Origin of the sequence: Clostridium sardiniense, assembly GCF_019753795.1 — a bacterium.
In the GTDB taxonomy this organism is placed as follows: Bacteria; Bacillota; Clostridia; order Clostridiales; family Clostridiaceae; genus Clostridium; species Clostridium sardiniense.
Window position 1 is genome coordinate 1 of the sequence record NZ_JAIKTU010000004.1, and the last position, 15,164, is coordinate 15,164.

At 28.2% G+C, this 15,164-nt stretch carries 16 protein-coding genes; all 16 read right to left on the reverse strand.

The genetic code is table 11. From position 1 onward, the window contains the following. Positions 1-205: 205 nt before the first annotated feature. The gene (locus tag K5V21_RS05040; RefSeq protein WP_221859688.1) at positions 206-859 is read right to left on the reverse strand and encodes a putative ABC transporter permease; all 654 of its coding nucleotides are present in this window, start codon (positions 857-859) and stop codon (positions 206-208) included. Positions 860-1,394: 535 nt separating this feature from the next. Continuing rightward, complete coding sequence (locus K5V21_RS05045; protein ID WP_221859690.1) at positions 1,395-1,841, reverse strand: hypothetical protein; 447 nt, start codon at positions 1,839-1,841, stop codon at positions 1,395-1,397. 420 nt (positions 1,842-2,261) lie between these two features. Then, on the reverse strand, positions 2,262-3,092 hold the full coding sequence (spo0A, locus tag K5V21_RS05050) for a sporulation transcription factor Spo0A (RefSeq protein WP_204595935.1): 831 nt from the start codon (positions 3,090-3,092) through the stop codon (positions 2,262-2,264). A gap of 348 nt (positions 3,093-3,440) precedes the next feature. Beyond that, a complete protein-coding gene (spoIVB, locus tag K5V21_RS05055; protein WP_221859691.1) occupies positions 3,441-4,628 on the reverse strand; it encodes a SpoIVB peptidase in 1,188 nt (395 codons plus the stop codon). 158 nt (positions 4,629-4,786) lie between these two features. After that, a complete protein-coding gene (recN, locus tag K5V21_RS05060) occupies positions 4,787-6,478 on the reverse strand; it encodes a DNA repair protein RecN (protein ID WP_221859693.1) in 1,692 nt (563 codons plus the stop codon). Between the two features lie 15 nt (positions 6,479-6,493). Further along, complete coding sequence (locus K5V21_RS05065) at positions 6,494-6,946, reverse strand: arginine repressor (RefSeq protein WP_221859695.1); 453 nt, start codon at positions 6,944-6,946, stop codon at positions 6,494-6,496. Between the two features lie 22 nt (positions 6,947-6,968). Continuing rightward, positions 6,969-7,796 carry an NAD(+)/NADH kinase gene (locus K5V21_RS05070; RefSeq protein WP_221859697.1) on the reverse strand — a complete coding sequence of 276 codons (828 nt, stop codon included), beginning with the start codon at positions 7,794-7,796 and terminating at the stop codon, positions 6,969-6,971. A 14-nt stretch (positions 7,797-7,810) separates the two neighbouring features. Then, the gene (locus tag K5V21_RS05075) at positions 7,811-8,620 is read right to left on the reverse strand and encodes a TlyA family RNA methyltransferase (RefSeq protein ID WP_221859699.1); all 810 of its coding nucleotides are present in this window, start codon (positions 8,618-8,620) and stop codon (positions 7,811-7,813) included. 2 nt (positions 8,621-8,622) lie between these two features. After that, positions 8,623-10,497, reverse strand: a complete 1,875-nt coding sequence (gene dxs, locus K5V21_RS05080; protein WP_221859701.1) for a 1-deoxy-D-xylulose-5-phosphate synthase — start codon at positions 10,495-10,497, stop codon at positions 8,623-8,625. An 18-nt stretch (positions 10,498-10,515) separates the two neighbouring features. After that, positions 10,516-11,385 carry a polyprenyl synthetase family protein gene (locus tag K5V21_RS05085; protein WP_221859703.1) on the reverse strand — a complete coding sequence of 290 codons (870 nt, stop codon included), beginning with the start codon at positions 11,383-11,385 and terminating at the stop codon, positions 10,516-10,518. Beyond that, positions 11,375-11,596 carry an exodeoxyribonuclease VII small subunit gene (gene xseB / locus K5V21_RS05090; RefSeq protein ID WP_204595943.1) on the reverse strand — a complete coding sequence of 74 codons (222 nt, stop codon included), beginning with the start codon at positions 11,594-11,596 and terminating at the stop codon, positions 11,375-11,377. Before xseB ends, K5V21_RS05085 begins: the two co-directional genes overlap by 11 nt. A gap of 15 nt (positions 11,597-11,611) precedes the next feature. Then, entirely contained in the window at positions 11,612-12,805 is a 1,194-nt protein-coding gene (gene xseA / locus K5V21_RS05095; protein ID WP_221859705.1) for an exodeoxyribonuclease VII large subunit, read from the reverse strand. Then, a complete protein-coding gene (locus K5V21_RS05100) occupies positions 12,795-13,643 on the reverse strand; it encodes a bifunctional methylenetetrahydrofolate dehydrogenase/methenyltetrahydrofolate cyclohydrolase (RefSeq protein ID WP_221859708.1) in 849 nt (282 codons plus the stop codon). The genes xseA and K5V21_RS05100 overlap by 11 nt, the downstream gene beginning before the upstream one ends. A gap of 11 nt (positions 13,644-13,654) precedes the next feature. Next, complete coding sequence (gene nusB, locus K5V21_RS05105) at positions 13,655-14,059, reverse strand: transcription antitermination factor NusB (RefSeq protein ID WP_204595946.1); 405 nt, start codon at positions 14,057-14,059, stop codon at positions 13,655-13,657. A gap of 109 nt (positions 14,060-14,168) precedes the next feature. Further along, positions 14,169-14,552, reverse strand: a complete 384-nt coding sequence (locus K5V21_RS05110) for an Asp23/Gls24 family envelope stress response protein (RefSeq protein ID WP_204595947.1) — start codon at positions 14,550-14,552, stop codon at positions 14,169-14,171. Between the two features lie 85 nt (positions 14,553-14,637). Beyond that, on the reverse strand, positions 14,638-15,150 hold the full coding sequence (locus K5V21_RS05115; RefSeq protein WP_204595948.1) for a SpoIIIAH-like family protein: 513 nt from the start codon (positions 15,148-15,150) through the stop codon (positions 14,638-14,640). Positions 15,151-15,164: the final 14 nt, after the last annotated feature.

A 15,164-nucleotide genomic window follows, 5' to 3' on the forward strand; every position in this document is an offset into this window, starting at 1 on the left:
TTTTGTTATTGAATTTGGCTGCGAACCTAATTCTATTTTAACAAATGGAGGTTTTTTTACATAATACACCGCTAAAGCTTATCTGAACACACTTGCATAGCAAGTGGTTTTTTAAATACAATAAAAAAGCATCAGGAATTAACCTAATGCTTTTCATGAATTTTTATATTCTATTTATCCTCCATTGTATACATTTTTTAATGACCTAACTTTTAGTTTTTGGGAAAATCATATTAGGATATACTTTTTTCATATATGAATTAGGATAATGTTCATCTAGAAATATATCAATAACACTATCAGCTTTAACATGATTTATTCTCGCAACTTCTCTTCTTACAGCTAATGCAGACAAAGTAATATTAGGTATCATAATTATTAAAAATATGTATGTCCAAACTTTTATAGATTTATTAGAAAAATGCGCCATAAGCTTGTTAAATAAAGGATATATCTCTTTTATAAAACACACCCCCAATATTCCCCAAAATACACAATACTCAACACTTGTTCTTCCATTAATACTAAGAGCATTACTCGTATAATCCCAAGATATTGTACCTACTAATTTCTGTTGTCCCCATGAGCATGCATATTCAAATATTCCACCCAAAATAGCACTTATAAGAAATATTATTAATCCACTAAATTTAGCAAATCTATATAATGCTATAGTAAGAAGAACACATCCTATACCATATACGGGACTAAACGGTCCATATAATAATCCTTGCCTACTTTCAAAATAACCATTTCTAATATAACACCAAAGCATTTCTACTGCATATCCTAAGACAGATCCTACCATAAAAAGCCAGATTAATTTATAGAAATTTATTTCATTTTTTAAATTAAACATATAATCTCCTTTTAATCATAATATAACTTTAATACTTAAAATGATATCATCATATTAAGTATTAATATGGAAAATCCTTTTAAATTTCTTTAAACTTTCCTACATTTAATATATATTGTGAGAATGTATTTACTTAATATAATATCAAGCTAAAATGTAACTTATTGCATAGTTAAATAAATCTATGATTCTTGTTATTTAAAAATAGACTCTAATAGGTTTATTTAATACTTATATATAAAATCTGAGCCCTAAGTATTATAATTGCTTAAGTATCTTTTATTTTGTTTCTGTTAAGACTAAAAGCTTATGCACTAACTTTTTGTTCAAACATATAATCATTTACGAGTATATTATTTAAGATTAACTTTAATTTATTGATTATGCTTTCCATACAATTTCCTCCTACCCAAAAAGACTAGATATTTCTATCTAGAATATCATAAAGAATCCGTTCTCATTATTTAATTCATGGTAAATAAAAGTAAATTCTTTCATAAAAAAAGAGTAGTAAATTACTACTTCTCAGCATATATTATTCACCATAATTATATAATCTAATACTATTTGCTAACTCTTCATCAATTTTTTTCTGATTAATTAACTCATTAATTCTTCTAACAAAATCTTCATTTTCATCTTTAAAACTAAGATCAAGTCTTGTTATCTCACCTTTTAATTTGCATTTGATTAAAATATAATGTCTAGTTCTCTTTTCTTTTTTCTTTAGTGATGATGCTAATTTTATAAATGCTATTACTTTACTAAGTGATATAAGTTCAAATAATTCCGTTTCTGTTTTTACTCTACAATATTCGATATCCTTTATAAATATATCTTCTCCATACACTCTAACCCTATCTTCAAATAAATATACACTTCCCCCAGCAATAAATCCTAAGTCTTTAACACCTCCATAATGGTCAACATTATTATAATAGTTAATAAAGTTTAACCCTTGCTTTTTATACTCTCTTTTCATTTTTCTATAATTCCGATTCCCGAATATACCTATAAATATAATTAAAAAAATAAGTACTGATAAATATATACTAATAACTATTCCTCCTTTGTTTAAAAATTATAGTTTTATATTATACATCTAATTATAAATATAAGCAAATTATTCCACTAAAAAATCTACTAGCTCTACACCTATATTAAACTTAATTGTTTCCTCAAGAAATACATTCCTAACAAAATCTCACATTTCTAAATTACTTACTTTCTTTATTCTTGGCATAAAAAAATATCTTCTATCTATAGAGCTTTGTAACTCCATAAATAAAAGATATTTTAAAACTTTTTAATATTCACTTTATTATTATAAATAACGTTTTTTATAATTATTTTTACAATGCTTATTGCCATAGTATTTTAAACTTTGGCTCAACTACAACATTTATGATACCTTATTTTTTAATCTTAATTTATCTGCAATAATTGCTATAAACTCTGAGTTAGTTGGTTTACCCTTATCATTATGAACAGTATATCCAAACAACTTATTAATAGCGTCTATTTGTCCTCTACCCCAAGCAACTTCTATAGCATGTCTTATTGCTCTTTCTACTCTTGATGCAGTAGTATTATATTTTTTAGCTATAGATGGGTATAGTTCCTTAGTAACTGCTGATAATAATTCCATATCATTCACTACCATTGTTATTGCTTCTCTTAAATACATATATCCTTTTATGTGAGCTGGAACTCCTATTTCATGTATTATACTTGTAATTTCAGTTTCTAAATCAACTGGTTCATTGTGTGATATTGATGTATTATGAGAAATCATATCATTATTTTGAGAATTTATAGTTTGTCTATTTACTGTATTTACTCTAGGTGCACCAGTATTAAACATTTCTCTTATTCTTTTTGTAAATATATCCATATCAAATGGTTTTACAACATAATAATCTGCTCCTAATGTAATTGCTTGTTGAGTTATTTTATCTTGACCAACAGCAGATAGGACAATAACTCTTGGCATCTTATCCAAATTCATATTATTTAATTTTTCTAATACTCCTAATCCATCTAGATGAGGCATAATGATATCTAGTACTACTAAATCTGGTTTTTTAGCTTCTATTAGACTTAGAGCCTCCCTTCCATCTTTTGCTATACCAGTTACTATAATATCTTTCTGATTTAATAGATAATCATTCAAAATACTACAAAACTCTTTATTATCATCAGCTATAAGTACAGATATTTTTGAATCTTCCATGTTTTTCTCCCCTTTATCCATTTTATATTGTACAACTATATCTACCCACAAAACTTTGTATGTTATCTCAAAGAAGGTTAATTTTCCCTTACTTTATAAGTATTCGACATTTATTTAGAAAATCCTTTTATAAGATAACACTTAATTTTATAATAGAAATAATTTATATATTTTTATTTTAACGGCAAGTTTAACCTTCCACTATTTGTAAATTATACACTATTTATAGTAATTCGTCTATAGTTTTTAGTAATTTTTTCCATTTTGTTTGCTTTTTATATTATTTCATACCTTTATATCTATAATTAAAAAAGGTAAGACAAATTGTGCCTTACCTTTTAAACTATATTATTTAATAATCCCTGCATCTTCTAACATCCAATCTATATATATTCCATATCCAACATCCGGTTTATTTATAAGAACATGTGTTACTGCTCCTATTATTTTTCCATTTTGTATAATAGGACTACCACTCATGCCTTGAATAATACCACCTGTCTTTTGTAAAAGTTCCTCATCAGTAACTTTTATAATCATACTTTTTGGACTTGGAGTTTCCTGGTTTAACTTTTTTACAATTTCTATATCATATTCTTTTGGACCAGTTTCATCTATTGTAGTTATAATCTTAGCTTTACCAATTTCAATTTCATCCCTAAAACCAACTGAAAGTGGAGTGACAGTTTTTTCTTGCAAATAATCATTTTTCTTTGATCCAAATATTCCACATTGAGTATTTTTTTGAATACTTCCTATTGGAGTATCTTCATTTGTAAAAATACCTTTTAGTTCTCCTGGTGCTCCTTTTTCTCCTTTTCTTAAGCTAATTACAGATGCCTCTAATAATTCCCCAGATTTTACAGTAAATTTAGTATTTGTGTCTCCATCTGTAATTGGATGTCCTAGTGCCCCAAATTTCCCTGTTTCTTCATGATAAAATGTTAAAGTACCAACTCCCGCTGTAGAGTCTCTTATCCAGAGTCCTAGCTTATATTCATCTTTTTCTTTTTTCATGTTCATTGATTTCTTTATATCTTTTCCATCTCTATTTATAACTAAGTCTATTTTATCTTTTTTTGAACTTCTTACTATATTCATTACTTCCTTAGTCGTATACACTTTTTTACCATTAATTTCAGTAATTAAATCACCAAGTTCTATTCCAGATGTTTTACATGGACTTTCACTTTTTTGATCACCTATCATTATATCTGAAAATCCTACAACTAATACTCCATTAGATGATAATCTTACACCAACACTAGTTCCACCAGGATATAATTTTAAATCTTTTATATTTTGTACAGCAACAGACTTAAGAGGAATTAATCCCATGAAGCTTATATCTACAGTATCACCATTATAAGTTAAACGATTTAAAGGGCTAATGTCATCAAATATAGAAGTTGTTTCTATTTCATTACTTGTGTATACCTTATCTGGCATATCTTTAATAGTAAAGATTGTTGTTAATACCAATATAGTTATCAAGGTCATTAAGAAACTTATAGATTTTATTATTTTCCTTTTCATCTCTTCTCCTCCTTTGCCTCTGTTCTTAAGTTACCCTGAAGACATGCCATATATTCTGTATTAACTTTACTATAATAGACAAATTTTTTTAAAACAAAAAAATAAAACCACAGAGTTACCGTGATTTTATTTTTTCCTTTTATCCTCTCAGATATGTATTATATTGCTTTTAATTCTGTTTTTTTTGTATTTGAGTTTTCAAACATCTCTCTTACATTTTCCAATGTTGCATTAGTTACACTATCTCCACCTAGCATTGTAGCTACTTGATATATTTTTTCATCAATTGATAATACTCTTATCTTTGTAAATGTCTTCTCATTTTTAACTTCTTTAGACACAAAATAATGATGATCAGATAATATAGCTATTTGAGGTAAATGTGTTATACATAAAACTTGATGATTCTTAGATACTTGATACATCTTTTCTCCAACTCTTTGTCCGACTTGCCCACTAATACCAGTATCTATTTCATCAAAAATTAATGTTGGAATATCATCTTTATCCGCAAAAACACATTTTAGTGCAAGCATTATTCTAGATAATTCTCCACCTGACAAAACTTTTTCAAGCGATTTTAGTGGTTCTCCTGGATTTGTTGAAATCATAAATGTAACGTCATCAAAACCTTTTTCATTAAAATCATCCTGTTGTTCTATCAGTATATTCATTCTTGATTTATCTAATCCAACATAAGATAATTCTGATAAAATCTTATCTTCAAGTTCCTTACTATAAGATTTTCTAATAGAAGAAATTTTTTCACCAACTTTTTTCATTTTAGCAAAAATTTCTTTTTCTTTTTCTTCAAGTTCTTTAATTATCTCTTCAGCATGTACTAATTCCTCATATTGTTTTTTTAAATCATTATAATTAGATATAACTAGTTCAACTGATCCACCATATTTCTTCTTATAGCTATTTATAGTAAATAATCTTTCATTTATTCTTGCCAGTTCCTCTTCATCATAATGTATATCATCAGACATATCTCTAAGTTCTCTTGATGCTTCTTCTATATTATAAAAAGCTTCTTCTATAACTTCTTTTTTTTCTTTTATTTTTAACAAGTGCTCCTCAACAGAAGTTAACTCTGATATTACTTTTGAAAGAGAATCAAGTACACTTGAAGATTCCATACCATTTAAAAGATTATAGCTATTACTAATTGCAAGAGTTATTTTTTCTGCATTAGATAGAATATTATATTCGTCTTTTAAGTCTTCCTCTTCACCTATTTTCAATTTACCTTTTTCAATATCTTCAATCTGAAATTTAATATAATCTACTAATTTATCTCTATCTTTATTTCCATTGATATTTTTTATCTTTTCTCTGGTTTTTAATAGTTCTTCTCTTAAAATTAAAAATTTATCTAATTCATTTTCTATTTTTTCACCAATATAACTATCCAAATAATTAACATGACTACTTTTTTGAAGTAAACTCTGATTTTGATGTTGTCCATGAATATCCAAAAGTTTTTCTCTTATTCTTCTTAATTGATTTACAATTAGACTTTTACCATTTACTTTTATGATACTTTTCCCACTTAATAATGTTTCCCTTGATATTATTAATGTATCATCAAATTCTATTTCTAATTCATTTAATACATCAAAAAGTTTACTATCTTTAATATCAAATATAGCTTCAACCCGTGTTCTACTTTCCCCTGTTCTAATTAAATCTTTTGAAAACTTCCCGCCAAGCACGTAATCTATTGCATCTATTAAAATTGACTTACCTGCCCCAGTTTCTCCAGATAATATATTAAATCCTTCACATAAATCTATTGATATTTCTTCAATAAGCGCAAAATTTTTAATATTTAATTGTATTAACATCTATACCACCTATAATTACTCATTAATTCTACTTTGTATGCTAGTTACAAGGTCTTCTGCCCCTTCAAGACTTCTAACTAAAATAAATATTGTATTATCACCTGCAACAGTACCTGCTATATCTTCGAATCCTAAGCTATCAATTGCTTCAGCTGCCGCAGATGCTCCACCTGTAAAAGTTTTTACAACTACCATCTTATCTACATTCTCAACATGTACAACAGCATTTGTTAATATATTTGCAAGTTTGTCATTAATATTTGATGACTCTTTTGTCGGAACAACATACTTATATTTCCCTGCAACTGACTGCATCTTTAATAGTTTTAAATTTTTAATGTCTCTTGAAACAGTTGCTTGAGTAACATCAAATCCAGATTTTTTTAACTCTTCAGCAAGCTCTTCTTGAGTTTCTATATCTTTCTCTTTAATAATTTCTAATATTTTTTCATGTCTTTTTGATTTCAATGTACCTCACCATCTCATTCTATTATTTATTTAAAATTTTTGTTCTTAATACTTCAAAATAGTCATAATCATCAAATTGTACTAGCTTTGCTTCTCTCTCAGCTCTACTTATTTTAATTATAGCCTTCTTGTCTACTTCATATACTTTTTGACCATCAACAGTTAGATAAAGTTCTTCCTCTTCATGGAATGTTTTAATTGTTATTTTACTATCTCCTCTAAGAACCATAGTTTGCATACTTTTTGTATGGGGACAAATAGGTGTTATTAATATAACATCTAAGTCTGGATATATAAATGGTCCACCTGCTGAAAATGAATATGCTGTAGAACCAGTAGGTGTTGCAATAATAAGACCATCACCTTTGAAGGAACTGTAATATTTTCCGTCAACATATATATTAAACTTAGTCATTCTTGATAACGTACCCCTTGCAATTACAATGTCATTTAATGCTATTTGTTCATCATTTTTAACGTCATTTATCTTACATTTTAAAAGCATTCTCTCTTCTACCTTAAAAAGATCATTTTTAAGTTTAAATATAGCTTTATCTATTTCTGATATATCAATACTACTTAAAAATCCAAGATTACCAATATTTATTCCAAGTAGTGGTATATCCATTTTATTAGATATCTTTCTTGCAACACCAAGTAATGTTCCATCTCCACCTAGCACAATAAGTAATTCTATATTTTTTGAAAGATCACTGCATTTAATTTCATATGTATTGAATATATCTATTTTTACTTTATCAAATGCCTTATTTAATTTTTCAATAACTAAATTTACAATAATTCCTTCGCAATCCTTAGATGGATTTATTGCAATACCTATATGTCTCATAAATATCCCGCCTTTTATATTTCTGAATGTGAAGCAGATACTACATTTTCTATATCTTCCATCTTAAAGTTACTAACTTTTTCTTTATTTTTAGTAAAGTATAATAAATACTCTATATTTCCTTCTGGTCCTTTTATAGGTGAGTAACTAACCCCCAATATATTTAAATCATGCTCTAATAGATAATTTACTATAGAGTTTACCACTTCTTTATGGGTGCTTTCTTCACGAACTACTCCCTTTTTACCTACCTTTTCTCTTCCAGCTTCAAATTGAGGTTTAATTAAAGCTACAACTTCACCATCATCTTTTAAAAGATTTATAGTAGCTGGCATAATTGTTTTTAATGATATAAATGAAACATCTATTGATGCAAAATCAAGCTTTTCTCCTATATCTTCTGGAGTTACATATCTAATATTAGTACGCTCCATACAAACGACTCTTTCATCAGTTCTAAGCTTCCATGCAAATTGTCCATATCCAACATCAACTGAAAATACTTTTCTAGCGCCGTTTTGAAGCATACAATCTGTAAATCCGCCTGTAGATGCTCCTATGTCCATACAAACTTTGCCATCTAGAACTAAAGGAAATTCCTTCATGGCTTTTTCAAGCTTAAGTCCACCTCTACTTACATAGGGTATAGTGTCACCTTTAAATTCAATATTAGAAGTTACACTAACTTTTGCTCCTGCTTTATCAACTCTTTGTCCATCTACAAATACTTTTCCAGCCATTATATTTGTTTTAGCTCTTTCTCTTGATGAAATTATCCCTCTATCTACTAATAATACATCAAGTCTCTCTTTCTTATCTGCCATTTTTATCTCCTTGTTTTTAACAATTTTAATACTTCATCTCTTATTCCCTTTGGATCTAAATTCCACTCACTATAAAGAATGGTAGTATCACCTTGTTCAACGAACTCATCATTATAACCTAATGCCTTAAAAGTTCCTTTAAATCCATAATTATTAAGTGATAATAATATATTAGATCCTAATCCACCTTTAATTACATTATCTTCTACTGTTATTATATCATATCCTTCATTAGATAATTTCTTAATTATTCCTTCATCAAGTGGTTTTATAAATGTTGCATTAATTAACTTAGGATATATTCCTTCTTTATTTAAAATTTCTTTTGCTAATATAGAATGTTGAGTCATTCTTCCAGTTGAAATTATTGCACATTTAGAATCTTTTCCCTCATCTAGAACTTCCCATTTTGCAAACTCAATTTTTTCTAATGCTTTAAGTTCTGGTATTATATCTCCACCTCTTGGGTATCGTATAGCTATTGGTCTTTCTTGTTTTAAAGCCCAAGCTAAAAGTGGTTCTACTTCATCTAAACACTTAGGTGTAACTATTGTTATATTAGGTATAATGGAAAGATATGATATATCAAATATACCTTGATGTGTTTCTCCATCTTCACCTACTAATCCTGCTCTATCTATAGCAAATACTACCGGAAGATTTTGAATGCATACATCATGTAGAACCTGATCAAAAGCTCTTTGAAGAAATGTTGAATAAACTGCAAATACTGGTCTTAATCCAGAACATGCCATTCCGGCTGATAAAGTCACTGCATGTTGCTCTGCTATTCCTACATCAAAGAATCTTTCAGGATACTTTCCCATAAATCCTTTTAATCCTGTTCCATCTGGCATAGCAGCTGTTATAGCCACAATATTTTCATCTTTTTCTGCTAATTTCATTAGTGCATTACCAAAAACTTTAGAATAATTACATCTTGCAGTATTTATAGGCTCTCCATTTTCTAAATTAAAAGGAGAAACTCCATGATATTTATCAGGACTTTTCTCAGCAAGTTCATATCCCTTACCTTTTTGAGTTACAACATGAATTATTACAGGTTCATCTATATTCTTTGCTTTAGATAATACATTCTTCATAGCTTCTATATTATGTCCATCTATAGGCCCTAAATATTTAAGTCCCATATCTTCGAATAGCATAGATGGCACTACTAATTGTTTTATACTATCCTTTATTTTACTTAATTTTTTTGCAATACGTTTACCAGCTGAACTGTTATTTAATTTATTGTTTATTCCTTTTTTAAACTTATTATATTCAGGTTCCATTCTTACTTTATTTAGATAAGATGATAACCCTCCAACATTAGTTGATATTGACATTTGATTATCATTTAAAATCACAATCATTTTTGTCTTTTTAAATCCTAAATCATTTAATGCCTCAAGAGCCATTCCACCAGTTAAAGCTCCATCTCCAATAACAGCTACCACATTATTATCTTCATTTTTTAAATCCCTAGCTCTAGCAAATCCTAATGCAGCTGATATAGATGTACTGCTGTGTCCAGTGTCAAAAAAATCATAAACACTTTCATTTCTCTTTGGAAATCCACTCATTCCATTATGTTTTCTAAGCTCTTTAAATCTATCTTTTCTACCAGTTAATATCTTATGAATGTAAGTTTGATGTCCAACATCCCATATTATTTTATCTTTATCTAAATTAAATTCACTAAATAGACTAAGGGTTAATTCAACAACTCCAAGATTAGATGCAAGATGTCCTCCTGTTTTAGACACTGAATCTATTAAAAAATCTCTTATTTCATTTGATAATTCATACATTTCAGGTGTAGTCAAAACTCTTACGTCCGCAGGAGATTTTATTTCACTTAAAATATCCTTCATACTATCCCAACCCTCTTTTTAAAATTCCCTTATTAAAAGGTTTTTTGTTAATTCTATTAAATTATCGCTATTCACCGTTAAACTTCTTAATAATTCAATACAATCCTCTGTAAGTTCTCTGCACAAATTCTCGCACTTATCTATTCCATATACAGAAACAAAATTTGTTTTGTCTTTTACTTCATCTGCATGAGTCTTTTTACCTAATTTTTCTTCATTTCCAATAACATCTAATAAATCATCTTTTATTTGAAATACAAGACCTAATTTTTCTCCAAAACTATTTAGTTTATCTATATCATCCTTAGGTGCTTCTCCAAGCAAAGCGCCAGATACTATTGAAGCTCTTATAAGTTCTCCAGTCTTTTTAAGATGCATATATTTTAGTTCATCAACTGGTATATTTCTTCCTTCACTTATAATATCAACAACTTGACCTCCAATCATACCTTCTGCTCCTGATGCCCTTGCAATTTCAATTGATGCATCTAGTGCATGAATTCCATTTTCTTTTGCGCTTTCCATAAGTAAAATCATAGCTTCATTTAAAAGAGCATCTCCTGCAAGTACTGCTATATTTTCACCATATACTTTATGATTCGTAGGTTTACCTCTTCTTAAATCGTCATCATCCATACAAGGAAGATCATCATGTATTAAGGAGTATGTGTGTATCATCTCTATAGCACTTGCCATTTTAAATGCTTTTTCCCAATCTTTTTTATAAGCATTGTATGTAAGTATTGCTAATATAGGTCTTACTCTCTTACCACCTACATTTAAACTATAACTTTCCGCATCATATATTAATTTATTATAACTATCTTTTCCACAAAAGTAATTTTGTAGATATAAATCTATTTTATGTTTTAAATCATTAATATTCATTGCTATTCTCAAGCTCCACTTCTTCATTATCTTCTACTATAGATATTTTGCCCTCATATTCATTTAAAGTTTTGTAAAGTTTATTTACTAGCTTAGTTCCTTTTTCATATTCTTTCATAGCTTCATCTAAGCTTAACTCATTTTTTTCAAGGCTATCTAAAATATCTTTTAAATTTTGAAGCATATCTTCATAACTAACTTTTTTTGCCATATTTCTCTCCTTTTTTTAACTAGGCTTAAATTGTCCTTTTATACTACCATCTTTAAATAATATCTCTATATTTCTATCTTTAATCAATTCATCTTTACTTTTTAATATTAAATCATCACTCTTAACAACTGTATATCCTTTATTTAAGATTGTTAAAGGATTATTTGCTATTAACAGTGAATTTAACTCTTGTAATTTATTACTCTCTTTATCTAATCTATTCTTAATAACTTTTTCTAAGTTCTTTTTTATTGAATCTAATTCTAAGTAACTATTACTTATTTTTGAAATAGGTGAATTTAATAATAATATTCTTTCTAAAGAACTTATGTTACTTTTTTCTAATCCTATTATACTATCAATATTTTTATTTAGTAAAGTTCTAATACTTAATAGTTCATTTGCCATTTCACTTTTATTATTTACAGCCATTTCTGCTGCTTGTGATGGAGTAGCTGCTCTTAAATCTGCAACAAAGTCTGAAATAGTATAATCAACTTCATGCCCTACAGCAGATATTACAGGAATTTTAGATTTAAATATTGAATAAGCCAATTCTTCCTCATTAAAATTCCAAAGCTCTTCAATAGAACCTCCACCTCTTCCAATTATTATAACATCAACTGATTTTTTTATATTAAAGTATTTAATTCCTTCAATTACTGTCTTATATCCACCTTCACCTTGTACCTTAGCTGGGTATAATACAATATCAACTGATGAGTTTCTTCTTCTGGAAACATTTAATATATCATGTATAGCTGCACCTGTTTTTGCAGTTATAACACCTATTCTCTTTGGGTTGTCTGGTATATTTTTTTTGTATTTCTCATCAAAGATTCCTTCTTTTAGAAGTTTCTCTTTTAGTCTCTCAAATTTAATATGGAGTTCTCCAATTCCACTTTGTTCAATTTCTCTACAATATAATTGAAGACTTCCACTAGCTGGATATAAAGAAGCTCTTGCTTTAACAATTACCTCCATCCCCTCTTTTAATGTGAACTCTAAGTTTAAAGTATCTCCTTTAAACATAATACAATTTATTTTCCCATTATCATCTTTTAAAGAAAAATATATATGGCCACTTGAATGATACTTTAAATTAGAAATCTCTCCTTTTACAGAGAGATTATTTAATATGAAGTCATTATCTATAATTTTTTTTATATAATTATTAACCTCTGAAACATTTAATATTTTAATTCTCATTTTTTTTAATTGCCTCACAAACATTATTAATTAAAAGTGTAGTTGTAAGTGCTCCTACTCCACCTGGGACTGGAGTTATTAAAGATGCTTTTTCTAAAACATTATCAAAATCAACATCACCAGTTATTTTCCCTTCAAATGATGAAGTACCAACGTCAATTACCACTGCACCTTCTTTTATATATTCAGATGTAATAAATTTGGGGCTTCCAATAGCAACAACTAATATATCCGCTCTTTTACAAACTTTTTTTAAATCCTTAGTTCTTGAATGGCATATTGTGACTGTTGCATTTTCATTTAAAAGCATTTGAAACGCAGGTTTTCCAACTATATTACTTCTTCCTAAAATAACCACCTCTTTACCTTCTAAAGCAACCTTATATTCTTTTAATAATGTTACTACTGAATTAGGTGTACAAGGCATAAATGTATCTTCTCCAAGATATAATTTACCAACACTTTCATATGTTAAGCAATCAATGTCTTTCTTTGGAGATATAACATTAAGCACTCTTTTTTCATTAATATGCTTTGGTAATGGTAATTGAAGCATTATCCCATGAACATTCTCATCATTGTTTAGACTATCAATTAATGAAACAAGCTCCTCTTCCATTATAGTGCTATCTAACATAATCTTATCAAATAAAACTCCAAGAGAAGTTGCTACCTTCTCTTGTGAATTTAAATAGTATATTGATCCACCATCATCACCAACTAATATAGATGCAATTTTAGGAACTATCTGCCCATTTTCTTTTCTATATTCTATAAAATTCTTTATATTTTCTTTAATATTTTTTGAAACCTCTCTACCATCAATAATCTTATCCAAGATAAATCCCCCTATTTATTCTTATATATCTTATCTAAAACTCCATTAACAAATGAAACTGACTTTTCATCTGAATATCTCTTTGTTATTTCTAATGCTTCATTTATAGCAACCTTTTCAGGTACATCATTTACATAATTCATTTCATAAACTGCAAGTCTTAGTATTGCAAGATTTACTTTTGATATTCTTTCTATTTTCCACTTTTGTAAATTTTCTTTTATTAAATTATCTATTGAATCTTTATTTTCTTCTACACCTTTTAAAACTTCTTTTATGTACTCTAAATCTACTTCTTTTATATTGCCTTCATAATTTTCAACAAATGTTTCCATTGCCTCGTTATATGATTCCTTTGTTAACATTGTGCTAAATATTAATTCCATTGCTTTCTCTCTTGATACTTTTCTACTCATCTTTTCCTCCTAATGATTCCTCTTCTAATCTTATTATAGACTTATTCTAATAGTGTTAAACATTATATATTCAAGCAAGGAAACACCCTCTGAATATCAGAGGGTGAAACTACATTTCCTTTGATTCTTTTTCTGAACTCTTTGGTAGATATATGTTCTGAACATACACATCTACGCTACTTACAACTAATCCTGTCATAGCTTCTACAGTCTTCTTAACATTTTCTTGAACTGCACCTATAACATCTAGTATTTTCACACCGTACTCTACAGTAACTGCCATCTCAATTCTTGCTCTATCTTCTTCTAAAGTAACCTTTACAGCCTTACCTGATGACTTCTTACCTTTAAGTAGCTGTGATATGTTGTTTGTAACTCCATGTTGGAATTCCATAACTCCATCAATTTCTTCTGCTGCAATGCCAGCAATAACTGATACAACTTCATCTGAAATCTTTACAATTCCAATGTTTTCATTATTGAAGTTTTCCATTCACTTCGACCTCCTAGGCTTCGCACTTTGCGAAACTATTATCTTATGCTTATTATATCAAATATGATTTTACATTACAATGCATTTATTTTTTTACTTCTATTGAGATATCGTTTATATTTGCAACATCTTGCACTATTTCTTGTATTTGTAAACTCATTTTTTCATCAATACCATCAGTCTTTACAAACACCTTCGCTTTACTACCATCAATAGTACATAATACATCCTTTACCCCTTTATTCTTTATGTTAATTTCAACTCTATTTTCATTATCCTTTTGCTTAGTCTTTTCTAAAAGTTGTTTTTGAGCACTAGCTTTTTGATCTTTTGAGGTATTCTTATCCTCAATTATTGCTTTTAAGTTTGTAATTGTTTCAGCATCGCTTGTTTCCTTTTCTGTTCTAGAATCATAGAAGAAATCCTTTTGAGCCACTGTTTCTTTATCTTTATCCTTTTCTTCTTCATTTGCTGAAAGTACCTGACTTAAATCAGTTGGATCATTTAGTCCACCTTCATTAAGCTTCGTCGCTAGAAGACCAACACATATTATTAGTCCTAGCAAAGTGAAAATAATACCAAATTGTTTTTTATTCATTTTATTCTCCTCCC

Excerpts from the sequence above, each read along its gene's own strand:
- K5V21_RS05040 (WP_221859688.1), bottom strand. The coding sequence starts at position 859 with ATGTTTAATTTAAAAAATGAAATAAATTTCTATAAATTAATCTGGCTT.
- K5V21_RS05045 (WP_221859690.1), bottom strand. The coding sequence starts at position 1,841 with ATGAAAAGAGAGTATAAAAAGCAAGGGTTAAACTTTATTAACTATTAT.
- spo0A (WP_204595935.1), bottom strand. The coding sequence starts at position 3,092 with ATGGAAGATTCAAAAATATCTGTACTTATAGCTGATGATAATAAAGAG.
- spoIVB (WP_221859691.1), bottom strand. The coding sequence starts at position 4,628 with ATGAAAAGGAAAATAATAAAATCTATAAGTTTCTTAATGACCTTGATA.
- recN (WP_221859693.1), bottom strand. The coding sequence starts at position 6,478 with ATGTTAATACAATTAAATATTAAAAATTTTGCGCTTATTGAAGAAATA.
- K5V21_RS05070 (WP_221859697.1), bottom strand. The coding sequence starts at position 7,796 with ATGAGACATATAGGTATTGCAATAAATCCATCTAAGGATTGCGAAGGA.
- K5V21_RS05075 (WP_221859699.1), bottom strand. The coding sequence starts at position 8,620 with ATGGCAGATAAGAAAGAGAGACTTGATGTATTATTAGTAGATAGAGGG.
- dxs (WP_221859701.1), bottom strand. The coding sequence starts at position 10,497 with ATGAAGGATATTTTAAGTGAAATAAAATCTCCTGCGGACGTAAGAGTT.
- K5V21_RS05085 (WP_221859703.1), bottom strand. The coding sequence starts at position 11,385 with ATGAATATTAATGATTTAAAACATAAAATAGATTTATATCTACAAAAT.
- xseB (WP_204595943.1), bottom strand. The coding sequence starts at position 11,596 with ATGGCAAAAAAAGTTAGTTATGAAGATATGCTTCAAAATTTAAAAGAT.
- xseA (WP_221859705.1), bottom strand. The coding sequence starts at position 12,805 with ATGAGAATTAAAATATTAAATGTTTCAGAGGTTAATAATTATATAAAA.
- nusB (WP_204595946.1), bottom strand. The coding sequence starts at position 14,059 with ATGAGTAGAAAAGTATCAAGAGAGAAAGCAATGGAATTAATATTTAGC.
- K5V21_RS05110 (WP_204595947.1), bottom strand. The coding sequence starts at position 14,552 with ATGGAAAACTTCAATAATGAAAACATTGGAATTGTAAAGATTTCAGAT.
- K5V21_RS05115 (WP_204595948.1), bottom strand. The coding sequence starts at position 15,150 with ATGAATAAAAAACAATTTGGTATTATTTTCACTTTGCTAGGACTAATA.